Source organism: Stenotrophomonas sp. GD03680, from assembly GCF_029844625.1.
GTDB lineage: Bacteria > Pseudomonadota > Gammaproteobacteria > Xanthomonadales > Xanthomonadaceae > Stenotrophomonas > Stenotrophomonas maltophilia_P.
Map to the genome: position 1 here is coordinate 401,079 of NZ_JAOCKC010000002.1, position 22,243 is coordinate 423,321.

The 22,243-nt window shown below is 66.5% G+C and carries 14 protein-coding genes; 9 read left to right on the top strand and 5 right to left on the bottom strand.

The window, feature by feature from the left end; translation table 11 throughout:
• The first annotated feature begins 5 nt into the window (after window positions 1-5).
• Window positions 6-2,912, top strand: a complete 2,907-nt coding sequence (locus N5J29_RS04185) for a VIT domain-containing protein (RefSeq protein ID WP_164152621.1) — start codon at window positions 6-8, stop codon at window positions 2,910-2,912.
• A gap of 64 nt (window positions 2,913-2,976) precedes the next feature.
• On the opposite strand, the gene N5J29_RS04190 is transcribed toward N5J29_RS04185, so the two are convergent.
• Window positions 2,977-4,185 (bottom strand): acyltransferase family protein, encoded by a 1,209-nt coding sequence (locus N5J29_RS04190; protein WP_164152619.1) that lies wholly within the window; start codon window positions 4,183-4,185, stop codon window positions 2,977-2,979.
• A gap of 175 nt (window positions 4,186-4,360) precedes the next feature.
• Between N5J29_RS04190 and N5J29_RS04195 the strand changes: the two genes are divergently transcribed.
• Window positions 4,361-5,221, top strand: a complete 861-nt coding sequence (locus N5J29_RS04195) for a LytTR family DNA-binding domain-containing protein (RefSeq protein ID WP_164152618.1) — start codon at window positions 4,361-4,363, stop codon at window positions 5,219-5,221.
• A 38-nt stretch (window positions 5,222-5,259) separates the two neighbouring features.
• On the opposite strand, the gene N5J29_RS04200 is transcribed toward N5J29_RS04195, so the two are convergent.
• A complete protein-coding gene (locus N5J29_RS04200) occupies window positions 5,260-6,000 on the bottom strand; it encodes a M48 family metallopeptidase (RefSeq protein WP_164152616.1) in 741 nt (246 codons plus the stop codon).
• A gap of 183 nt (window positions 6,001-6,183) precedes the next feature.
• Here N5J29_RS04200 and prfB point away from each other — a divergent pair.
• The 7 genes from prfB (at window position 6,184) to N5J29_RS04235 (ending at window position 17,569) form a co-directional block, all read left to right on the top strand.
• Window positions 6,184-7,309 (top strand): peptide chain release factor 2 gene (gene prfB, locus N5J29_RS04205; protein WP_111186457.1). Its coding sequence is split into 2 segments (ribosomal slippage): window positions 6,184-6,258 and window positions 6,260-7,309, totalling 1,125 coding nucleotides; the frame shifts between segments, so codons are not numbered across the junction.
• Window positions 7,310-7,354: 45 nt separating this feature from the next.
• Window positions 7,355-8,137 carry a helix-turn-helix transcriptional regulator gene (locus N5J29_RS04210; RefSeq protein ID WP_053519318.1) on the top strand — a complete coding sequence of 261 codons (783 nt, stop codon included), beginning with the start codon at window positions 7,355-7,357 and terminating at the stop codon, window positions 8,135-8,137.
• Between the two features lie 598 nt (window positions 8,138-8,735).
• A complete protein-coding gene (locus N5J29_RS04215) occupies window positions 8,736-10,121 on the top strand; it encodes an NAD-dependent succinate-semialdehyde dehydrogenase (RefSeq protein ID WP_164152614.1) in 1,386 nt (461 codons plus the stop codon).
• 64 nt (window positions 10,122-10,185) lie between these two features.
• Window positions 10,186-11,826, top strand: coding sequence for an acetolactate synthase large subunit (locus N5J29_RS04220; RefSeq protein WP_164152612.1), 1,641 nt, complete (start codon window positions 10,186-10,188; stop codon window positions 11,824-11,826).
• A 169-nt stretch (window positions 11,827-11,995) separates the two neighbouring features.
• The gene (gene lysS / locus N5J29_RS04225) at window positions 11,996-13,507 is read left to right on the top strand and encodes a lysine--tRNA ligase (RefSeq protein WP_053520221.1); all 1,512 of its coding nucleotides are present in this window, start codon (window positions 11,996-11,998) and stop codon (window positions 13,505-13,507) included.
• 206 nt (window positions 13,508-13,713) lie between these two features.
• The gene (locus N5J29_RS04230) at window positions 13,714-14,853 is read left to right on the top strand and encodes a two-component system response regulator (RefSeq protein ID WP_053520222.1); all 1,140 of its coding nucleotides are present in this window, start codon (window positions 13,714-13,716) and stop codon (window positions 14,851-14,853) included.
• Window position 14,854: 1 nt separating this feature from the next.
• A complete protein-coding gene (locus N5J29_RS04235; RefSeq protein WP_080375356.1) occupies window positions 14,855-17,569 on the top strand; it encodes a response regulator in 2,715 nt (904 codons plus the stop codon).
• Between the two features lie 12 nt (window positions 17,570-17,581).
• Here N5J29_RS04235 and N5J29_RS04240 read toward each other — a convergent pair whose 3' ends face one another.
• The 3 genes from N5J29_RS04240 to betA all read right to left on the bottom strand — a co-directional run bounded on the left by N5J29_RS04240 (window position 17,582) and on the right by betA (window position 22,229).
• The gene (locus N5J29_RS04240; RefSeq protein ID WP_053520223.1) at window positions 17,582-18,451 is read right to left on the bottom strand and encodes a crotonase/enoyl-CoA hydratase family protein; all 870 of its coding nucleotides are present in this window, start codon (window positions 18,449-18,451) and stop codon (window positions 17,582-17,584) included.
• 205 nt (window positions 18,452-18,656) lie between these two features.
• On the bottom strand, window positions 18,657-20,333 hold the full coding sequence (locus N5J29_RS04245; RefSeq protein ID WP_164152610.1) for a long-chain fatty acid--CoA ligase: 1,677 nt from the start codon (window positions 20,331-20,333) through the stop codon (window positions 18,657-18,659).
• Between the two features lie 213 nt (window positions 20,334-20,546).
• Window positions 20,547-22,229, bottom strand: a complete 1,683-nt coding sequence (betA, locus tag N5J29_RS04250) for a choline dehydrogenase (RefSeq protein ID WP_164152608.1) — start codon at window positions 22,227-22,229, stop codon at window positions 20,547-20,549.
• Between the last annotated feature and the right edge of the window lie 14 nt (window positions 22,230-22,243).

The window sequence follows — 22,243 nt, forward strand, 5'->3', positions numbered from 1 at the left end:
GTACCATGTCGCCCGTCCTTCGTCGTGTGCTGTGCCTGCTGGCCCTGCTGCTCTGTGCCTTCACCACGGCCGCCCAGACCCACGGCCGTCCGGCCGTCCGCCCGGTTCGTGCGGTCCCGTTGCTGCAGGTCGCGGGCGCCGAGCAGCCCATCGTGCTGCGTCGGGCCTCGATCGAAGGGGAGGTCCAGGCGGGTATCGCCCAGACCCGCGTCACGTTGGAGTTCCATAACCCCAACCGCCGGGTCATGGAGGGCGAGCTGCAGTTCCCGCTGGCTGATGGCCAGCAGATCACCGGCTTCGCCCTGGATATCGATGGCCAGTTGCGCGAGGCGGTGCCCGTGCCGAAGGACCGGGGGCGTCAGGTGTTCGAGGACATCGCGCGTCGCGGCGTCGATCCGGGCCTGCTGGAGCAGACCGCCGGCAATCAGTTCCGCCTGCGTGTCTACCCGTTGCCCGCCGGCGGCAGCCGCCGTGTGCAGCTGGTGCTGCGCGAACCGCTGGCGTTTGCCGCCCACGGCTGGCAATGGACCTTGCCGTTGCAGTTCGCCGCCGGCGCGGCCTCGGTCGAGCTGACCCTGCAGGCGCCGGATGCGGCGACCACGAGCGCAGGGCCGTTCCGCTTCACTGAGGGGCAACTGCATTGGCAGGGCCGAGGCGCCCTGTTGCCGGCGCAGCTGCAGTGGACGCTCCCGGCATCACGTCAGGCACGGGTACAGGTCGCACCGTGGCAGGACGGTCACTATCTGCTGGCACAGCTGCCGGTGCCGGTCGATAACGCGCCGCGTACGCTGCCGACCGATATCGGCCTGCTGTGGGATGGCTCCGGCTCATCAGGCCGGCGTGACCGTTCGCGGGAGTTTGCACTGCTGGACCGTTACTTTGCTGTGCTGGGAAACGGCACGGTCGCGTTGACGGTCCTGCGTGACCGGGCCGAGCCGGTGCGTCGCTTCCGTATCCGCGGCGGTGACTGGTCGGCATTGCGGCAGGCGTTGCAGGCCGTCCGCCCGGATGGCGCCAGCGCGCTGGCGCAGTGGCAGCCGCAGGCAGCCGTGAAGGAGTACCTGCTGGTCAGCGACGGTCTGTTGACCTACGGCCCGCAGGTGTTGCCGACGCTCGCCGCCGACCAGCGCCTGTTCGCGGTCAGCAGTGCGGGCGCACATACCGATGTCGTTCGGCTGCGCGGTTGGAGCGAATCACATGGCGGTCGCTTCATCGCCCTGGGGACGGATGTCGATGCCGCTGCACGCGAACTGCTGTCTTCGCCGCTGGACGTGCAGGTCGATGCGGGCCGCGGTGTACAGGACGTGGTGATCGATCGTCGCAGTGAAGCTCAGGGCTGGCTGTGGCTGCACTCGCGGCTGGCGGCGGACGGCGTGCCGATGCGGGTCCGCGTCGGCGGCCAATGGCTGGCGCTGCCCGCGACACAGACGAGCGGCAATGGAGAACTGCTGGCCGGCCTGTGGGCGCAGGCGCGCCTGCAGCAGCTGGCCGCCGACCGTCGCGGCAACCGTGAGGCGATGCAGCGCCTGTCGCAGCAGTTCGGCCTGGTCGGTCCGGATACCTCGTTGATCGTGCTGGAGACGCTGGACGATTACCTGCGCTACGCGATCCGGCCTGCCGGCGCGCTGCGGACCGAGTACGACGCCCGCTTTGCACGCGTGGTCGCTGACCGCAGCGCCGCCGAGCGCCGTCGCCTGGACGACATCGCCGCACAGTGGCAGGAGCGCCGGGAGTGGTGGCGCCGCAGCTGGCCGAAAGACACGCCGCCGCAGTTGCAGGGAAAGGCGTTGGACAGGGTTGCCGTCTCTGCTTCGGCCGCTGCGCCGGTAGCGATGCTGGCGGCCGCACCTCCCGCGCCCGCACCGATGCTTGCGGCCGCGGAACGCGACGTCCAGGTGTCGCGTGCACGCGCCCGTCGCTCGGCACCTGCACAGGAAGCCGCACGCGATGCGAGCACGGGGAGCGGCGCTGCCGCAGCGCCAGAGGCCGCAGCGAACAGCGGTGCGCTCGGCATCCAACTGGCCGCATGGCAGCCAGATTCGGCCATTGCCCGGCGCCTGCGCCAGGGGCCGTCCTCGCAGCTGTACGACCGCTACCTGGCCGAGCGCGCCGCGCATGCCGACAGCAGTGCGTTCTTTCTCGACGTGGCCGATCTGTTGCTGGAGCAGGGGCAGCGGGATCTGGCCCTGCGCGTGCTGTCCAACCTGGCCGAGATGGACCTGGACAACCGCCATCTGCTGCGCGTGCTCGGCTACCGCCTGATGCAGGCCGACGAACCGATGCTGGCGGTGCCGGTGTTCGAGCAGGTGTTGGCGATGGGCGAGGAGGAGCCGCAGAGCTTCCGTGATCTCGGCCTGGCCCTGGCGGCGGCGGGCCGGCCACAGCAGGCGCTGGCGCCGCTGTACCAGGTGGTGACGCGGCCCTGGGACAGCCGGTTCAACGGCATTGCACTGATCGCGCTGGACGAGCTGACCCAACTGGTTGCACGCAGCACGCCAGGGCTTGATACCTCGGCCATCGACCCGCGCCTGCTGCAGCCGATGCCGCTGGACCTGCGGGTAGTGCTGTCGTGGGATGCGGACAACAGCGACATGGACCTGTGGGTGACCGACCCGAACGGCGAGCGCGCGTACTACGGCAATCGTCTGACCTACCAGGGAGGACAGATGTCACAGGACTTCACCGGAGGCTATGGACCCGAGCAGTTCTCACTGCGTGATGCCAAGCCGGGCAGGTACAAGGTGGAGGCCAATTATTTCGGCAGTCGCCAGCAGCTGGTGACCGGTGCCACGACCCTGATGCTGCACCTGACCACCCATTGGGGCACGCCGAAGCAGAAGGACCAGAGGGTGACGATGCGGTTGAAGGATCGTGCCGAAACGGTGCTGGTGGGCGAGTTCGAGGTCAGATAGCGCCGAGCTCAGTTCGGGCAGGCTTGAGTCGGAGCCGGGCATGACCCGGCTCCACGCGATGGTGTCACGGTGCCGTCGCCGCGCCTGCCACCGAAGGCGATGGCGGATGGGCGCGCAGGCCGAACAGGGGGCGCAGCCAGCGGACACGACGGATCAGCAGCTCGTGGATCAGCAGGCAGCCGGCGACGGTGCCGGCAACCAGCAGAGCCGGTTCCAGCCAGGGGCCGAGCTGAAGGGGCCGCAGCCAGTAGAGCAGGACGATCAGCACGGTCTGGTGCAGGATGTACCAGCTGAAGACCGCCTCTCGGCAGTAGTCGAGGCCACGCCACGGCTGGTCGAGCAGCACGCGGGCCCAGCCGAACATCGCCAGCAGTGCGCACCAGGTGTACAGGGCCCGGCCGACGCGCTCGGTCTGCGCCCATGGCAGCGACAGCACCCATGGATCGAGCTGGTCAAGGTTGGGCATGCGGCCCAGGGCGCGGATGCCGAGTTCGACCAGCAGCCCGATCAAGGCCAGCGCCAACGTCAGGCGCCGGCCGCGCACGAGCAGGTCCCAGCCGCGTTGCCAGCGTGCGGCCCAGAAACCGGCCAGGAACAGGGGCAGGGATTCGGCATGCACGTAGAGGTCGTTCAGCAGCGCATGGGTGGGCGGCCACGCAGGCATCACCACCAGCAGGGCCCAGGCCAGCCAGAGCACCGGCAGCAGCAGGCCGACGATCGCGATCAGGCGGTCATCGGGCCGCCATGACGGCAGCCGCGCCCACAGGGCCTGCATCGGACCGGCCAGCGCGATGGCCAGCAGGGTGTAGGGCACCAGGTACGCCAGATACCACAGGTGATTCCAGGTGAAGCCGTAGGCTGCGCCGTCGAAATGTGCGCCCGGCCACGGCCGGAACTGCCAGTAACGCCACAGGAAGGCGCCGAGTCCTGGCGTCACATCGCCCTTGTCCACCGCTTCGCAGTAGGCCTGCAGCGAGACGATCGCGACGATGCCGAACAACAGGGGCAGCAGCAGGCGTCCGCTGCGTTTCAGTGCGAACCGGTGCCGCCCGTGCCGCGGCAATGAGAGACCCAGAGCGATACCCGAGATCACGAACAGCAGTGGCATGCGCCAGCGGTTCAGAGCGATCATCGGCCACTGCAGCCACTCGGCCGTGTAGGCGCTCTTGAGATGGAAGCCCCAGCCATCCACATAGGCCATGGCCGCGTGGTAAAGGATGAGCAGGGCGAAGGCGAGCACGCGGAGCGTGTCGATGTCATGGCGTCGGGTCATGGCCGCAACCGGCAGGAAGGTGACGCCAGACTGCGTCCGCAAAGGTGGAGGCGTAAGCGGCAGGGGGCCACCGGTGCCGCGGTAGTGACCAATGGCGGGCGTGCCGGGATCAACGGGGAGGCTACGCTCGCTCCCTTGATGCACGCTGAGGGACCGCGACGAGATGGATGCAGCAATGGCTCAGGGCAGACTGCCGCGCTGGCGAACGTCAAGTCGCCTGCTGGTGTGGGCCGCGATCCTGTCGGCGACCGCAGTGACGAACGCGCTGGTGGAAGTGATGGATTCCGGGCGCCACGGCACCGCCCTGGCCCTGTGGGAGCCCCTGGTCTGGGAGTTCAGCAGTGCCGGAGCGGTGCTGCTGACCCTGCCGCTGCTGTGGTGGGGGTGCCAGCGCTGGCCGTTGCATGCCGACACCTGGAAGCGCCTGCTGCCGCTGTACCTGCTGGCCAGCGTGGGGTGGTCGCTGCTGCACGTGGTGGGGATGATGGTGATCCGCCACCTCGCGTACGCCTCACTGGGCCATCACTACCAGGACGATGACGGCTGGTTGCAGCGCTTTGCCTACGAGTACCTGAAGGATGTCCGCACGTTCGCGTTGTTCGTGGCGCTGGAGCACCTTGCCGGCTGGTTCGGTCGCCGCCGCCAGGGTGAGGCATCCCTGCTGGCCGCGCCGGATGTCGGTCCGCCGGTCGAGCCGGTCGAGCGCCCGCAGCACTTCCTGGTGCGCAAGCTGGGCAAGGAATTCCTGGTCGCCACCGAGGACGTCGAGTACGCCCAGGCCGCTGGCAACTACGTGAATCTGAGGGTCCGCGGCCATGACTATCCGCTGCGGATCACCATGGCGGTGCTGGAACTGCGGCTGGATCCGCTGGTGTTCCTGCGGCCGCATCGCAGCTGGCTGATCAACCGCGGGCAGCTGCGCTCCATCGAGCCGCTGGATGGCGGCGAGGCCCTGCTGCACATGGCCGATGGGGCCAAGATTCCCTGCAGCAGGCGCCAGCTGCCGCTGCTGCGGCAGGCGCTGGCGGGAGGATAGGGGCGGGCGGACCTGCGGAGCGCCCGCCCCCTTCGTGCTTACTTCCTGTCCTTCTTGATCATCGCGTCGATGCGCGCGGCGCGGGCTTCCGAGCCGGGGTGCGACGACATCAGGCCGCCTTCGCTGGACAGCTTGCGGAACATGCTGGCCAGAGCTGCCGGATCATAGTTGTGGCGCTTCATGAACTGGTAGCCGTACTCGTCCGCCGCGCTCTCTTCCTTCTGCGAGAACTGGGCGTTGACGAAACCCTCGGCGAGGTCGCCGAGCTGGCCCTGGCTGAGCTGGGTCAGGTTGCCGTTGCCCGACGCTGCCAGGCCTTCGCGGCCGGCCGATGCGAGCAGCGCGGTGCGCATCTTGGTCTTGCTGTGGCCCAGCTTCACGTGGCCGATTTCGTGGCCGATCACGCCACGCACCTCGTCATCACTGGCCATGTGCATCAGGCCGGTGTAGACGCGGACGCAGCCGTTGGCCATCGCCCAGGCGTTGACATCGGCGGTCCGGTAGACCTTGAAGTTCAGGTTCAGGCCGTCCTCGTTGGCGAGCCCCTGGGTGATCTTGGCCAGGCGCTGGGCATAGGGATCGTTGGCGGGTGCCAGCTGGTTCTCCTTGTCCATGTAGGCGCAGGCCTGGTCGGCGGCCGCCGAGACCTCTGCGTCGGACAGGGTCAGCGCCTTGCCGGCCTTCAGGCCGGTGCTGGTCAGGCCCTTCAGGTCGATGGCCGAGGCATTGGCGGCCAGCAGGCAGGCGGCCAGGCACAGGGTGGAACGCATGATCTTCATTGAAATGGTGCTCCTTGGATTGGGATGGGCCGCGCGTCCCCCTGTTGCCGCGGCGGCCGGGAAGTCTACCGGCTTCAGCCCGCCCCGTGTCCAGCCGCCAGCCGGGCCGCTGGGGGTGCCTCGCCGCCTGCCGGGCGCCTGCGTTATCATTGGCAGTCATTTTTTGAACGCACGACCGCCGACATGATCGAACTGAATCCTGTCCGCCAGCGCATCACCGATCTGACCGATCGCGTGCTGTCGCTTCGGGGGTATCTTTGACTACGACGCCAAGAAAGAGCGTCTTGAAGAAGTAACGCGGGAGCTTGAAAACCCCGACGTCTGGAACAACGCCGAGTACGCCCAGAACCTGGGGCGCGAGCGATCCAGCCTGGAAAAGACCGTGGGCGGCATCGCCTCGGTGCTCGATGGCCTGAAGGATGCGACCGAGCTGCTGGAACTGGCCGAGTCCGAGCAGGACGAGGACACCGCGCTGGCCGTGGTTGCCGATCTGGACAAGCACCAGTCGCACGTCGAGAAGCTGGAGTTCCAGCGCATGTTCTCCGGCGAGATGGACAATGCCGCTGCGTTCGTCGACATCCAGGCCGGTGCCGGTGGTACCGAAGCCCAGGACTGGGCCGAGATCCTGCTGCGCATGTACCTGCGCTGGTGCGAATCGCGTGGCTGGAAGACCGAGCTGATGGAAGTTTCCGGCGGTGATGTGGCGGGCATCAAGTCGGCCACCCTGCGCGTGGAAGGTGACTATGCCTATGGCTGGCTGAAGACCGAGACCGGCGTGCACCGCCTGGTGCGCAAGTCGCCGTTCGACTCGGACAACCGTCGCCACACCAGCTTCACCTCGGTGTTCGTTTCGCCGGAGATCGACGACAACATCGACATCACCATCAACCCGGCCGATCTGCGCACCGACGTCTACCGTTCGTCCGGCGCCGGTGGTCAGCACGTCAACAAGACCGAGTCGGCGGTGCGTATCACCCACATTCCGACCAACATCGTGGTGGCGTGCCAGACCGGCCGCAGCCAGCACCAGAACCGCGACAACGCGATGAAGATGCTGGCCGCAAAGCTCTACGAGCTCGAGATCCAGAAGCGCAACGCGGAGAAGGATGCCGTGGAAGCGACCAAGTCCGACATCGGCTGGGGCAGCCAGATCCGCAATTACGTGCTCGATCAGAGCCGCATCAAGGACCTGCGCACGGGCATCGAGCGTTCCGATACGCAGAAGGTGCTCGATGGTGACCTCGATGAGTTCGTCGAGGCCAGCCTGAAGGCAGGCCTGGCGGTGGGGTCCAAGCGCGTCGATGCCTGATGCGCACGCCTGCGCCGATATCATCGCCTTCCGCAACGGAGGGCGATGATGCGCAGCGAGAGTGAACGCAGGGAGCTCGGCGGTTTCCTCAAGGCCTGCCGCGCCCGTGTCGACCCGGCCACGCTGGGCCTGCCGGCCGGGCGCAGGCGTACCCCCGGCCTGAAGCGCGAGGAAGTGGCGCTGGCGGTGGGGGTCAGTGTCAGCTGGTACACCTGGATCGAGCAGGGACGTGAAGTGCGTGCGTCGCCGGAAGTGCTCGAGCGCCTGGCCCGGGTGTTGCGGATGAGCGATGACGAGCGCGCATATGCGTTCGCGCTGTCCGGCTATGGCGTTCCGCTGGAGTCGCCAGATGAAAGCGTGACTGATGGCCTGCGCCAGCTGGTGGACGCGATGCAGCCGATCCCGGCCTACGTACGCAACACCCGTTTCGACATCCTGGCCTGGAATCCGGCCATTGCCGAACTGTTCGTCGACTACAGCCAGCTGGCGCCGCATGAGCGCAACACGCTGCGGCTGATGTTCCTGTATCCGCCTTATCGCACGTTGATCCTCAACTGGGAGGAGATGGCCCGGGGCCTGCTGGCCGGCTTCCGCGCGGCGATGGCGCAGGCGCAGGACAAGGCGCCTTTCCTGGCGCTGGCCGAGGACATCGCTGCCCACAGCGATACGTTCCGGCAGTGGTGGCCGGAGCATGATGTGCGCCGCTTCGACGAGGGGGCGAAGAAGCTGAACCACCCCACGCGCGGGTTGCTGGACCTGCAGTACGTGGCGCTGGTGCCGGAGAGCCGGCACGACCTGTCGTTGGTCACCTACCTGCCGCGAAAGTAGGTGGGTCGGCAGGGCTGCGCCCTGCACCCGCAGAGGCTTCAAGCCACGGCAACGGCAACGGCGTGCATTCCGTGGGATGGCGGGGCGGCGTCGAAGTGCGGGGACGCCGTGAACCCGTCCATGGGGGCTTGGCAGCCGCATCCATGCGGCTGACACCCCGCATTCCGACGCCGCCCCGCCTCTGACAATTTCCCGCGGCTGTGGGTGGGTGTCGACCTTGGTCGGCACATCTTTCAGATATCGAATGAAATTCCGGGGTCAGATCCGTTTTCCTGCGGAAAACGGATCTGACCCCGAGAGTACTTCCAACAGATCGCGGGAAACTTTGTCCGCGGCATGGATGCCGCGGCCAAGCCCCCATGGAGGGGTTCACGACGTCTTCCGCCATCGGCCCCACCCCGCCATCCCGCAGGAATCCAGCTTCTGCTGTTGCTTGGCTGTGGCGTAGGGGGCAGGGCGCAGCTCTGCCAGCAACCCATTCAGGCAGGTAAGTGCAGGTCACAGGATAAGCAGACGCCTTGTTGCGCGGCAGCTTCGGGTCCACATTCCTGACAGGAGACGGGCAATCGGCCCGTTGCCGAGACAACAGGAGCCCTGCATGTCCGCTGCCCCCGCCATTGCGATTTCCCTCGATCCGGCCACCGGCCAGGAAATCGCCCGCCATCCCTTCGTTACCGACACCGAGCTGGAGGTGATCCTCGATCGAGGCCAGGCCGGCTTTGCCGCCTGGAGCGCGCAGTCGCTGGAGCAGCGCGCCGATGTACTGCGTGCGATGGCCGCGGTCCTGCGCCGCGACCGCGAATCGCTTGCGGCGCTGGCCACCGCCGAGATGGGCAAGGTCCATGCCGAATCGTTGGCCGAAATCGAGAAGTGCGCGGTGCTCTGCGAGTGGTATGCGGATAACGGCGCACAGTATCTGCGCGACGAGCCGACGCTGGTTCCCGATGACAAGGCCTACGTGTCCTACCTGCCACTGGGCGTGGTGCTGGGCATCATGCCGTGGAATTTCCCGTACTGGCAGGTGATGCGCGCAGCCGTGCCGATCCTGATGGGTGGCAATGGTTTCCTGCTCAAGCCGGCCGAGAACATCGTCGGTACCGCCCATCTGCTCGATGCCGCCTGGCGCGACGCGGGCCTGCCGGAAGGCACCTTCATCGCCGCCAACATCAGCCGTGAGGGCACCAGTCGTGCCATCGCCGATGACCGCATCGCAGCTGTCACCCTGACCGGCAGCGTCGGCGCAGGCCGCAGCATTGCCGCGCAGGCCGGGCAGGCATTGAAGAAGGTCGTGCTGGAACTGGGGGGCTCGGACCCCTTCATCGTGCTGGACGATGCCGACCTCGACGCGGCGGTGGATGCGGCACTCGCCTCGCGCTTCCAGAACACCGGACAGGTCTGCATCGCCGGCAAGCGCATCATCGTCGAGGACGGCGTGTACGACCGTTTCGTGGCGCAGTTCTGCGCGAAGGTGCAGGCGCTGACCGTCGGTGATGGCCGTGAACCGGGCAACCGCATCGGTCCCATGGCCCGGCAGGACCTGCTCGAGCAGCTCGATGCGCAGGTGCGTGCATCGGTAGAGGCCGGTGCGCAGCTGCTGGTCGGCGGTCATCAGCTGGATCGTCCGGGCAGCTTCTATGCCCCCACGGTGTTGGCCGGTGTCGAGCCGGGCATGCAGGCGTTCGATACCGAGACCTTCGGCCCGGTGGCTTCGATCAGCCGCGCACGCGATGCCGATCATGCGGTGGAGCTGGCCAACCAGAGCGAATTCGGCCTCAGCGGCAACCTGTGGAGCGGCGATCGCGAGCGCGCGATGCGGCTGGCACGCAGGCTGCAGACCGGCGGCGTGTTCGTCAACGGCTTCTCCGCGTCCGACCCGCGCGTGCCGATCGGTGGCGTGAAGAAGAGTGGCTTCGGCCGCGAGCTGTCGCATTTCGGCATCCGCGAGTTCGTGAACGCGCAGACCGTGTGGTTCGACCGTCGTTGACGCACGGCTTGCATCCTTCCTGTAACGATCCACCACCAGTCCAGTGAAGAGGGACGGCATTCCCATGTCCAAGGGTTCAGATCTGCTTGTCGCGGCGCTCGAGAACGAGGGCGTCGAACGTATTTTCGGTATTCCCGGCGAAGAAAACCTCGATGTCGTCGAGTCGCTGCGCCATTCCAGCATCGAGCTGGTCATCACCCGCCATGAGCAGGCGGCGGTGTTCATGGCGGCCACCTATGGACGCCTGACCGGCAAGCCGGGCGTGTGCCTGGCCACGCTCGGCCCGGGTGCCCTCAACTTCACCACCGGTGCGGCCTACGCGCTGCTGGGCGCATGGCCGGTGATCATGATCACCGGGCAGAAGGGCATCGTCGCCAGCAAGCAGGCGCGCTTCCAGATCGTCGACATCGTCAGCACGATGAAGCCGCTGACCAAGCAGGCGCGGCAGATCGTATCGGCGCGCACCATCCCGACCATCGTCCGCGAGGCATTCCGTGTCGCGCAGGAAGAACGTCCGGGCCCGGTCCTGCTGGAACTGCCGGAGGACATCGCGGCCACTGAAGTCGAGGATGTGGCATTGATCCCGACGCATGCGGTGGATCGACCGATCGCCAGTCCCGAGGCGCTCGATCGCGCCGCGCAGATCATCCGCAATGCGAAGCGTCCGCTGCTGATGATCGCCTCCGCGGCGTCACGGCCGCAGTCCAGCGACGCGCTGTCAGCCTTCGTACTGCGTGCCGGCATTCCCTTCTTCACCACGCAGATGGGCAAGGGTGCGGTGGCGGGCGGATCAGGCCTGTACATGGGGACTGCCGCGCTGACCGAACGCGACTATGTGCATATGGCCATCGACCAGGCCGACGTGATCGTCACCATCGGCCATGAAGTGACCGAGAAGCCGCCTTTCGTGATGCGGCCCGGCGGACCGACCGTCATCCACATCGGCTATTCGCAGGCGGCGGTCGAGCAGGTCTACTTCCCGCAGGTGGAGGTGATCGGCGATATCGGCCGCTCGCTGACCCAACTGGCCGACCGCATCGAAGGCCAGGTGGCCCATGCCGATGCGCTGCTGCCGCTGCGGGCCACCATCCTCGACCATCTCGCCGACCGCGCCGAAGAGGCCCGGTTCACCCCGCAGCGGCTGGTCCACGACGTGCGCCGGGTGATGCCGCCCGACGGCATCGTGGCGCTGGACAACGGCATGTACAAGATATGGTTCGCGCGCAATTACCGCACCCAGGTAGCCAATACGCTGCTTCTGGACAATGCGCTTGCCACGATGGGCGCGGGCCTGCCTTCGGCGATCATGGCCTCGATCCTGTACCCGCAGCGCCGGGTGCTGGCGGTGTGTGGCGACGGCGGCTTCATGATGAACAGCCAGGAGCTGGAAACCGCGCGGCGGCTGGGGCTGAACCTGGTGGTGCTGATCCTCAACGATGGTGCCTACGGCATGATCCGCTGGAAGCAGGCGGTGGATGGCTTCACCGACTATGGGATGACCTTCGGCAATCCGGACTTCGTCAGGTACGCCGAGGCCTATGGTTGCAAGGGCCACGAAGTGACGGCCATCGAGCAGTTCATCCCGACGCTGGAGGCGGCGTTCAACGAAGGCGGGGTGCACCTGGTGTCGGTGCCGATCGACTATTCGGAGAACGAGCGGGTGCTGGTGGATGAACTGCGGCAGGCGTTCCCCGGGAATGCCTGAGGTAGCGCCGGGCCACGCCCGGGGATTCCTGCCGACTGACCGCCGGGCATGGCCCGGCGCTACCGGGCCGTGGGCGCCGGCCAGGGCCGGGGCAGGGTGGTTTTGCTATGCTGTGCAGCCGGCCGTGCCGGGCGCAAGACTCCCCCAACTACACGATTCCCGCAGATCCATGAGCGAAGCTACCGAAACCCCTTCCGTCGACGAAAACAAGTTGATCGCCGAGCGCCGCGAGAAACTCAAAGCGCTGCGCGGGCAGGGGATCGCGTACCCGAACGACTTCCGTCGCGAGGACTTCGCCGGCCAGCTGCAGGACGAGTACAGCGACGCCGAAACCTGGACCGCCGAGGCCCTGGAAGCCAATGGCCGCCAGGTGCGCATGGCCGGACGCCTGATGGCCAAGCGCATCATGGGCAAGGCCAGCTTCGCCCAGATCCAGGACGAGTCCGGCCGCATTCAGCTGTTCCTGCAGGGCGCGGCCCTGGGCGATGACTACGCTGCTTTCAAGGGCTGGGACGTGGGTGACATCATCGCCGTCGAGGGCGGCCTGACCCGTACCCGCACCGGTGAACTGTCGGTCAAGGCCGCAACGATCCGACTGCTGACCAAGTCGCTGCGTCCGCTTCCGGACAAGTGGCATGGCCTGGCCGACGTCGAGCAGCGCTACCGCCAGCGTTACGTCGATCTGATCGTGACCCCGGAGTCGCGCGCGGTGTTCATCAAGCGCTCGAAGATCATCCGTGCCATGCGCGCGTGGCTGGACAACCGCGACTTCCTCGAAGTCGAGACGCCGATGATGCATTACATCCCCGGCGGTGCGGCGGCCAAACCGTTCACCACCCATCACAACGCGCTGGACCTGGACCTGTACCTGCGCGTAGCGCCGGAGTTGTACCTGAAGCGCCTGACCGTCGGTGGCCTGGAGCGGGTGTACGAAATCAACCGCAATTTCCGCAATGAAGGCGTCAGCACCCGGCACAACCCGGAGTTCACCATGATGGAGCTGTACGAGGCCTACGCCACGTACAACGAGATCATGGACCTGACCGAAGGCGTGATCCGGGACGTGGCCAGGACGGTGAACGGCACTACCGAAGTGGAGTGGGACGGCGCGAAGATCGATCTCGGCCCGGCGTTCCGCCGCTGGCGGATGGACGAGGCCGTGCGGCACCACAATCCGGAGATCTCCGCTGCCGACTGCACCGACCGCGAAGCGCTGCTGCGGCACTGCGAGCGCCTGAAGATCAAGGTCAAGCCGTCCTACGGCTGGGGCAAGCTGCTGCTGGAGATCTTCGAAGCCACCGTCGAGCACACCCTGATCCAGCCCACCTTCATCACCGATCATCCGGTGGAGGTCTCGCCGCTGGCGCGTGCCAACGACAACGACCCCGGCTACACCGATCGCTTCGAGCTGTTCGTGAACGGCAAGGAGCTGGCCAACGGCTTCTCCGAGCTGAACGATCCGGAGGATCAGGCCCAGCGCTTCCAGGCCCAGGTGGCCGCCAAGGAGGGGGGCGATGACGAGGCCATGCACTACGACGCCGACTACATCCGCGCGCTGGAGTACGGCATGGCGCCGACCGGCGGCCTCGGCATCGGCGTCGACCGCCTGGTGATGCTGCTGACCGGCAGCAGCTCCATCCGCGACGTGCTGCTGTTCCCGTACATGCGTCCGGAGCACTGAGCCGGGGTTTTGTGACTCCCGTTTGTGCGCGCCGTCCCGAAACGGGACGGCGCAATTGACGTCTCTGGCACTCGGCGTATCGTAATTGCACTACCTTGACGCCGGCTATGGCTTGATCGGTGACGGGGAAGAGCGCAATGTGGAGAGCCCGCTTCACAATGTGACCACGATCATGAACCGGGACGCATGACACGGGAGTCAGTCCGATGCAGGGTGCCAGCGTGCGCAGCGGCAGCGTTTCCACGCCTGCTGATGACCAAGCGTGGTCGAGAAACCAGGCGGAGTACACGTTGAACATCGTCATCGTCGATGACCAGACCTCCGCGCGGACGATGCTGCGGCACGTCATCGAGGACATCGCGCCGGAACTGAGCGTGCATGACTTCGGCGATCCCCTGACCGCGCTGGCCTGGTGCGAATCGCACCCGGTCGACCTGCTGCTGCTCGACTACCGCATGCCGGAAATGGACGGCCTGGAATTCGCCCGCCGCTTCCGGCGCCTGCCCAAACATCGCGACATCCCCGTGATCCTGATCACCGTGGTGGGCGACGAGCCGATCCGGCAGGCCGCGCTGGAGGCAGGCGTGATCGACTTCCTGGTCAAGCCGATCCGCCCGCGCGAACTGCGGGCGCGCTGCTACAACCTGCTGCAGCTGCGCCAGCAGACCGAGAACGTGAAACAGCGCGCGCTGTCACTGGAACAGCGCCTGCTCGCCAGCATGCACGAGGTCGAGGAGCGGGAGCGCGAGACCTTGTCGCGATTGGCTCGTGCGATCGAGTTTCGTGACGCCGGCACCAGTGCCTACCTGGAGCGGATGGCCCGCGTGGCCGGGCTTATCGCCGAGCAGCTGGGCCTGCCGGAAGACGAGGTGCGGCTGATCGAGATGGCGGCGCCCCTGCACGACATGGGCAAGATCGCCATACCGGATGCGGTGCTGCTCAAGCAGGGCAAGCTCAATGAAGAGGAGCTGGCGATCATGCGCCGTCACCCGCGCATCGGCCATGAACTGCTCAGCGGCAGCCAGAACCGCTTCATCCAGGTCGGTGCGCTGATCGCGCTGCGCCACCATGAACGCTACGACGGCAGTGGTTACCCCGATGGGCTGGTAGGCGAAGCGATTCCACTGGAAGCGCGCATCGTTGCCGTCGCCGATGTCTTCGACGCCCTGATTTCCCCGCGTCCATACAAGGAAGCCTGGACGATGGAAGCAACGCTGGCCTATCTGTATGCCCAGCGTGGCCGCCTGTTCGACCCCCGCTGCGTGGATGCGCTGCTGCGGGGCCGCCAGCAACTGCTGGACATCTGCGCGCAGCACTCGACGGCCTCCACGCGACCGGGTGGATGAGATGCAGGACCTGTTCGCACGGCTGAAGCGCCGGCTGTCGCAGCGGCCCGACTCCGAGCACGGGCAGGTGATAGTGCGGATCGCGCTGATCTCGCTGATCCTGGTTTACGTACTGCTGTCCGGGGCCCGGATGCATCGCCTGGAGCAGTACCAGGGCGTGCTCGTGACCGTGCTGACCGGGCTGTCGATATCCCTGCTGCTGTTCGCCTGGTTGCTGTGGAAGCCGGGGCGCTCCGATGCGCGCAGGGTGGTCGGCATGGTCGCCGACTATGGGTTGATGACGGTCGGCATGGTGCAGATGGGCGAGCCTCTGGCCTGGGTCTATGCGGTGGTGATGTGGGTCACGGTGGGCAATGGCCTGCGCTTCGGCAACCGCTACCTGGGCGTGGCGATCGCCATGGCCCTGGTCAGCTTCGGTACCACCGTGCTGTTGACACCCTACTGGCGTGACAACCCCAGCCTGGCCGTGCCCCTGTGGCTGGGCCTGGTGGCGGTTCCGCTGTGCTGCTCCTCCCTGTTGCGACGACGGATGCGACATCCCCCCATGGACACTCCTGCCGTTGAATCCTCCCCGGCCCGGTCGCTGCTGGCCCGGGTGAAGCAACGGCTGTCCGGACGCGAGGACAGCGAGCACGCGCAGAACCTGATCCGCATCGTGATCACCGCGCTGTTCATCAGCTATCTCGGCTGGCGCTACCTGAGCGCGGGTGGCGAGACGCTGACCACGACGTGGCTGATCCTCGCCTTCGAGCTGGCCATCTCGGCGGGCCTGCTGGTGGCGATCCTGGTCGATCCCGGGGTGTCACACGTCCGCCGCGTGATCGGCATGCTGACCGACTACACCTGCATGGCCTGGATCATGACCATCCAGGGTGAGCCGGCAGCTCCGCTGTACGCGGTGATGCTGTGGGTCACGATCGGCAACGGCATGCGCTACGGCAGCACCTACCTGCGGGTGGCAACCGCAATGGGGTGCCTGGCTTTCCTGTGTACCGTGATGCTGTCGCCCTACTGGCGCAGCCACGACTACCTCGGCTGGGGCCTGCTGCTGGGCCTGGGCGCGATTCCGCTGTACTTCGATTCGCTGCTGCATGCCTTGACCCGTGCGGTGGCCGAAGCGCGCCAGGCCAACGAAGCCAAGAGCCGTTTCCTGGCGAACATGAGCCACGAATTCCGTACGCCGCTCAACGGCCTGGCCGGCATGACCGAAGTGCTGGCCACCACGCGGCTGGATGAGGAGCAGCGCGAGTGCCTCAGCACCATCCAGGCGTCCACCCGCAGCCTGCTGGCGCTGGTGGAGGAGGTGCTGGACATCTCGGCGATCGAGGCCGGCAAGGTCCGGGTGGAATGGCATGAGTTCGCGCTGGCCGACGTGCTGCAGGCGATCAACCTGATCCTCACCCCGCAGACGCGTTCCAAGTCATTGGAGTATCGCGTCGACGTGGACGACAACGTTCCGCCACGGTTGTTCGGCGACGCCGGCCATCTGCAGCAGATTCTGCTGAATCTGATGGGCAACGCGGTGAAGTTCACCGACAGTGGCTTCGTCCATCTGCGTGTCAGCAGCCATGACGAGCGTGGCAGCGAGCGTGCCCGGCTGCGTTTCGAGATCCTCGACAGCGGCATCGGCGTACCCGTGGCCCTGCGCAGCCGCCTGTTCAACGCCTTCGAGCAGGCCGACGTCGGCCTCGCCCGCCGCCATGAAGGCACCGGACTGGGTACGGCGATCGCCAAGGGACTGGTCGAATCGATGGGCGGGCAGGTCGGTTACCTGCCGAACACGCCGCGCGGCAGCGTGTTCTGGGTGGAAATCGCGCTGGACGTGGCGCCGACGCCGGACGTGCAGGGCGAGCTGCCGGAGGGCGGCAACGTCATTGCGTTCTCCAATCCATTCCTGCGCCATCGGGCCCGTGTACGCAGCCTGCGGGTGCTGGTTGCCGATGACCATGCCGCCAACCGCATGGTGCTGCAGCGGTTGCTGGAGAAGGCCGGCCACAAGGTCACATGCGTCAATGGTGGGGTCGAGGTGCTCGACGCTCTCGAGCAGGCCAATTACGACGCAGCCATCGTTGATCTGCACATGCCCGGCATGAGCGGCCTGGACCTGCTCAAGCAGCTGCGGGTGATGCAGGCCAGTGGCCTGCCGTATGTGCCGGTGATGGTGCTCAGCGCCGATGTCACCCCGGAATCCATCCTGCGCTGTGAGCAGGCAGGTGCACGTGCATTCCTGGCCAAGCCGGTCGTCGCGACGCGTCTGCTGGAGGTGTTGGCCGATGTGGCCGCCAACACGCGTACCGAGCCGGGCATCCAGTCGGTACCGGCCATGGAGGTCGGTGACGGCGTACTCGACACCGCCGTGCTGGACGAGCTGGCGTCACTGGGCATGGGCGATGGCTTCGAACGCAAGTTCATCGACCAGTGCCTGGTCGATGTGGACGCGAGCATGGCGCAGATGCAGGCCTGTGGCGAGCGGCTGGACTGGGAGGACTTCCGCGAACACGCCCACGCCCTGCGTGGCGTGGCGAGCAACCTGGGCCTGGTCCAGGTTGCTGCCGCCAGTGGCGAGATGATGCGCATGGCCGACTGGCAATTGAAGGCCGAGTGGACAATGCGCCTGTCCAGCCTGGTAGGTGCACTGCGCATCGGCAGGAAAGCGCTGGCGTCCCGCGTCGCAGGCATCCAGCAACGCGACGACGGGGAACGCACGCCCTCCTGACCGCGAGGTCTGTCAGCCCGCCTCGCCATTGCGGCGGGCCTGGGCGCGGACCAGCCGGTCCATGGTCCGCAGCGACTTCTCGCCCAGCTGCATGGCGGTGTCGACCCAGATCTCGGTGATGCGCATCATTTCGTGCAGCGGCACCATGGTGGCGATCTCGTTCACTTCGCGCATCGCCGCCCAGGCGTGCGGAATGCGCCGGCTGTCCCGGATCACCTGTTCGACCGCCGCAACGCCTTCGCCCACCGGCACGACGACATCCACCAGGCCCATGTCCTTCAACTGCCGGGCGGTGAAGAGGTTGCCCTCCAGCATGATCTTCTCGGCCAGCCGCGGGCTGACCCGCTGGCACAGGAAGGAGTAGGCGCCCATGCCCGGGAACAGGTCGAACAGCACCTCCGGCAGTCCCATCAGCACGCCTTCTTCGGCGACGATGGTATGGCAGCTAAGCGCGGCCTCGAAGCCGCCGCCCAGTGCATTGCCCTGGACCAGCGCGATGCTGTGGGCGCGTGCGCCCAGCCCGGCGTGGAACGCATGCACGCCGCGCACGCAGCGCTGCGCATAGTCGAGCAGGCGGGCACGGTCGCCCTCGCGGATCAGCCGGCAGAACAGTTCCAGGTCGCCGCCCAGGTTGAATACGTCACTATCGGAGGCCAGGACCACGTGAGGCGAGAGAACGTGGGCGGCACTGAGACGGTCTCCCAGTTCACGCTGATAGTCGACGATGTCGTCTACCAGGCGTGAGGCAAAGCACGGGCGGCCCGGCTGGTTGACCAGGTTGGCATGCATGTGGATCCAGTAGACATCCCGTTCGGTTTCCTCGGTGATGCGCAGGGTCGGGTGCTGCGACGGACGGGTGATGATGGGGCGTACTGCAGACATGGGTGTTCTCCGAGTGACCGTCCGGCCAACCGCAGAGCGGACGGAGAGATGGAATGTGAGGGAGTGGGCGGAACGTGCGGTGGCGAGTGATTCTATGCACCGCTCGTGAACCGCCTGCAAGCGGCCGCCGCCCGCGCTGGCCGCCAACGAAAAGGGCCCCGCCGTCGCCGGCGGGGCCCTGATCTGCGTCGAACCGTGGAAACCCTTACTGCGCGGGCGTATCGCGCAGCTCGCGACGGAGGATCTTGCCGACATTGGTCTTCGGCAGTTCCTTGCGGAACTCCACGATGCGCGGGTGCTTGTAACCGGTCAGATTTGCCCGGGCATGCTCCTTGACCATTTCGGCGGTCAGGTTCGGATCCTTCTTCACGATCACCACCTTGACCACTTCGCCGGACTTCTCGTCCGGCACGCCGACCGCGGCCACTTCCAGCACGCCCGGCATCATCGCGATGACGTCTTCGACTTCGTTCGGATACACATTGAAGCCGGACACCAGGATCATGTCCTTCTTGCGGTCGACGATGTAGAAGAAACCCCGTTCATCCATCTTCGCCATGTCGCCGGTATGCAGCCAGCCGTCGCTGTCGATCGCCTGGGCGGTCTCTTCGGGGCGCTGCCAGTAGCCCTTCATCACCTGCGGGCCCTTGATGCACAGCTCGCCCACCTCACCCAGCGGCAGGATGTTGCCGTTGTCGTCCTTGATGCACGCATCGGTGGACGGGATCGGCAGGCCGATGGAGCCGTTGTACTCCGGCAGGGTAAGCGGGTTGATGCAGGCGGCCGGCGAGGTTTCGGTCAGGCCGTAGGCCTCGACCAACGTCACCCCGGTAACCTTCTTCCAGCGCTCGGCCACAGCGCGCTGCACCGCCATGCCGCCGCCCAGGGTGAACTTCACCGACGAGAAATCGATCTCATCGAAACCGGGCGTATTGAGCAGACCGTTGAACAGCGTGTTGACGCCGGTGATGGCGGTGAAGCCCGTGCCCTTGAGCTCCTTGACGAAGCCCTTCATGTCGCGCGGATTGGTGATCAGATGATTGCAGCCGCCGAACTTCATGAAGACCAGACCGTTCGCGGTCAACGCGAAGATGTGGTACAGCGGCAGCGCGGTGATGATCACTTCCTTGCCCGGCTCGATGCCGGAGGTCGACAGCCATGCCGAGGCCTGCTGCATGTTGGCGATCAGGTTGCGGTTGGTCAGCATCGCGCCCTTGGCCACGCCGGTGGTGCCGCCGGTGTACTGCAGGAACGCCACGTCGTCGTGGTCGATCTCGACCTCGGGCAGGGTGTGGCGGCTGCCGAGCTTGAGTGCCTGCTTGAAGCGGATGGCGCCCTTCACGTGATAGTTGGGCACCATCTTCTTGACGTACTTCAGCACGAAGTTGACGATCGCGCCCTTCGCGCCGAGCAGATCGCCCAGGCCGGTGGTGACCACCTGCCTGACCGGCGTGTCGGCGATGACCTGCTGGACGGTATCGCCGAAGTTGTCGACCACCACCAGCACCGAGGCGCCGGCGTCGACCAGCTGATGCTTGAGTTCGCGTGCGGTATACAGCGGGTTGACGTTGACCACGGTCAGGCCCGCACGCAGCACGCCGAAGGTGGCGACCGGGTACTGCAGGCAGTTGGGCATCATCAGGGCGACGCGGTCGCCCTTCTTGAGCTTGAGCTCACCCAGCAGGTAGGCCGCGAACTGGTCAACCAGCGCATCGGTCTCGCCATAGGTGAGGACCTTGCCGAAACTGGAGTAGGCGGGGCGGTCGCGGTACTTGGCGACGGAGGCGTCGAAGACGGAGGCTACCGAATGGAACTCGTTGACGTCGATCTCGGCGGGAACGCCTTTCGGATAGCTCTGCAGCCAGGGACGATCCAGACTCATATTCCCCCTCCAGGAATCGTGATTGTTGGGTCCGACCCTGAGCGTACTGACAGCGGCCGGTCATTGCAGCATACCCCGCCGTAGGGGAAACGCGAAGAGGGCATCGCGCGACGGCCTGTGCGATCGCGTCAAATGCCGCCGGGCATGGCCCCGCGCCACCGAGCTGGCAGCGCTGGGCCATGCCCGGCGGGTGTTTCAGGACGCGTGCGGTGCTCAGCCCTGCCTGCGTACCGGCGCACCGTTGGCTTTGTAATAGGGCGCGGTGCTGCGGGGCAGCGGCGCACGGCCGCGGATCACGTCGGCGAGCTTTTCGGCGATCATGATGGTCGGCGCGTTGAGATTGCCGGTCACCACCTGCGGCATGATCGAGGCGTCGACGATGCGCAGGGCCTCCAGACCATGCACGCGGCCCTGGCCGTCCACCACCGCCATCGGATCATCGGCGTGGCCCATCTTGTTGGAGCAGGACGGGTGGTATGCCGTTTCAGCATGCTCACGGACGAACGCGTCGATCTGCGCATCGGTCTGCAGTGCACTGCCCGGCGAAATCTCGCGGCCGCTGTATGGAGCCAGTGCCGGCTGCGCGAAGATCTCGCGGGTGATGCGGATCGCCGCGCGGAACTCGCGCCAGTCCTGGTCGTGCGACATGTAGTTGAACAGGATGCTCGGATGCTCGCGCGGATCCTTGGAGCGGACATGGATGCGGCCCCGGCTGGGCGAGCGCATCGAGCCGACATGCATCTGGAAGCTGTGTGCCTTGATCGGATTGGACCCGTTGTAGTTGATGGCCACCGGCAGGAAGTGATACTGCAGGTTGGGCCAGTCGAACTCGGCATCGCTGCGGATGAAGCCGCCGGCTTCGAACTGGTTGCTGGCGCCGATACCGGTGCCCAGGAACAGCCATTCAGCGCCGATTGCCGGCTGGTTGTACAGCTTCAGCGCCGGCGCCAGCGAGACCGGCTTCTTGCATTCGTACTGGAGATACATCTCCAGGTGATCCTGCAGATTGGCGCCGACGCCCGGCAGGTGATGCACCAGGTCGATGTCGAGGCTGCGCAGCAGATCGGCCGGGCCCACGCCGGAGTGCTGCAGGATCTGTGGCGAGGCGATGGCGCCGCCGCACAACAACACCTCGCGGCGGGCAGTGGCACGCTGCGGCTGGTCGTTGCGCAGCCACTGCACGCCCACCGCGCGCTTGCCGGAGAACAGGATGCGGTCGGTCAGCGCGTGGGTGACGATGGTCAGGTTCGGGCGCGGCCTGGCCAGATCCAGATAGCCGCGGGCGGTGCTGGAGCGGCGGCCCTTCGGCGTGACCGTGCGGTCCATCGGCCCGAAGCCTTCCTGCTGGTAGCCGTTGAGGTCATCGGTGCGCGGATAGCCTGCCTGCACGCCGGCTTCAACCATGGCTGCGAACAGTTCGTTGTTGCCGGCCTTGGGGGTGGTCACCCGCAGCGGGCCATCGCCCCCGTGGTAATCGTTGGGGCCGATGTCGCGGGTCTCGGCCTTGCGGAAGTAGGGCAGGCAGTCCAGATAGGTCCAGTCGTCCAGGCCGGGCATGCTCGCCCAGTTGTCGTAGTCCATCGCGTTGCCGCGGATGTAGCACATGCCGTTGATCAGCGACGAACCGCCCAGGCCTTTGCCACGGCCGCAGTCCATGCGGCGGTTGTTCATGAAGGGCTCTGGATCGGTCTTGTAGGCCCAGTTGTAGCGCTTGCCCTGCAGCGGAAACGCCAGCGCCGCCGGCATCTGGGTGCGGAAGTCGAGCCGGTAGTCCGGGCCACCCGCTTCCAGCAGCAGTACGCTCACATCGGCATCTTCGGTCAGGCGGGTGGCCAGCACGTTGCCGGCCGAACCGGCGCCGATGATGATGTAGTCGTACTCGTTATGGGTGCTCATGGTTGTTCTCCTTC

What these genes read in the sequence shown, in the direction of transcription:
- N5J29_RS04185 (WP_164152621.1), top strand. Translation starts at nt 6, where the DNA reads ATGTCGCCCGTCCTTCGTCGTGTGCTGTGCCTGCTGGCCCTGCTGCTC.
- N5J29_RS04190 (WP_164152619.1), bottom strand. Translation starts at nt 4,185, where the DNA reads ATGACCCGACGCCATGACATCGACACGCTCCGCGTGCTCGCCTTCGCC.
- N5J29_RS04195 (WP_164152618.1), top strand. Translation starts at nt 4,361, where the DNA reads ATGGCTCAGGGCAGACTGCCGCGCTGGCGAACGTCAAGTCGCCTGCTG.
- N5J29_RS04200 (WP_164152616.1), bottom strand. Translation starts at nt 6,000, where the DNA reads ATGAAGATCATGCGTTCCACCCTGTGCCTGGCCGCCTGCCTGCTGGCC.
- N5J29_RS04210 (WP_053519318.1), top strand. Translation starts at nt 7,355, where the DNA reads ATGATGCGCAGCGAGAGTGAACGCAGGGAGCTCGGCGGTTTCCTCAAG.
- N5J29_RS04215 (WP_164152614.1), top strand. Translation starts at nt 8,736, where the DNA reads ATGTCCGCTGCCCCCGCCATTGCGATTTCCCTCGATCCGGCCACCGGC.
- N5J29_RS04220 (WP_164152612.1), top strand. Translation starts at nt 10,186, where the DNA reads ATGTCCAAGGGTTCAGATCTGCTTGTCGCGGCGCTCGAGAACGAGGGC.
- lysS (WP_053520221.1), top strand. Translation starts at nt 11,996, where the DNA reads ATGAGCGAAGCTACCGAAACCCCTTCCGTCGACGAAAACAAGTTGATC.
- N5J29_RS04230 (WP_053520222.1), top strand. Translation starts at nt 13,714, where the DNA reads ATGCAGGGTGCCAGCGTGCGCAGCGGCAGCGTTTCCACGCCTGCTGAT.
- N5J29_RS04235 (WP_080375356.1), top strand. Translation starts at nt 14,855, where the DNA reads ATGCAGGACCTGTTCGCACGGCTGAAGCGCCGGCTGTCGCAGCGGCCC.
- N5J29_RS04240 (WP_053520223.1), bottom strand. Translation starts at nt 18,451, where the DNA reads ATGTCTGCAGTACGCCCCATCATCACCCGTCCGTCGCAGCACCCGACC.
- N5J29_RS04245 (WP_164152610.1), bottom strand. Translation starts at nt 20,333, where the DNA reads ATGAGTCTGGATCGTCCCTGGCTGCAGAGCTATCCGAAAGGCGTTCCC.
- betA (WP_164152608.1), bottom strand. Translation starts at nt 22,229, where the DNA reads ATGAGCACCCATAACGAGTACGACTACATCATCATCGGCGCCGGTTCG.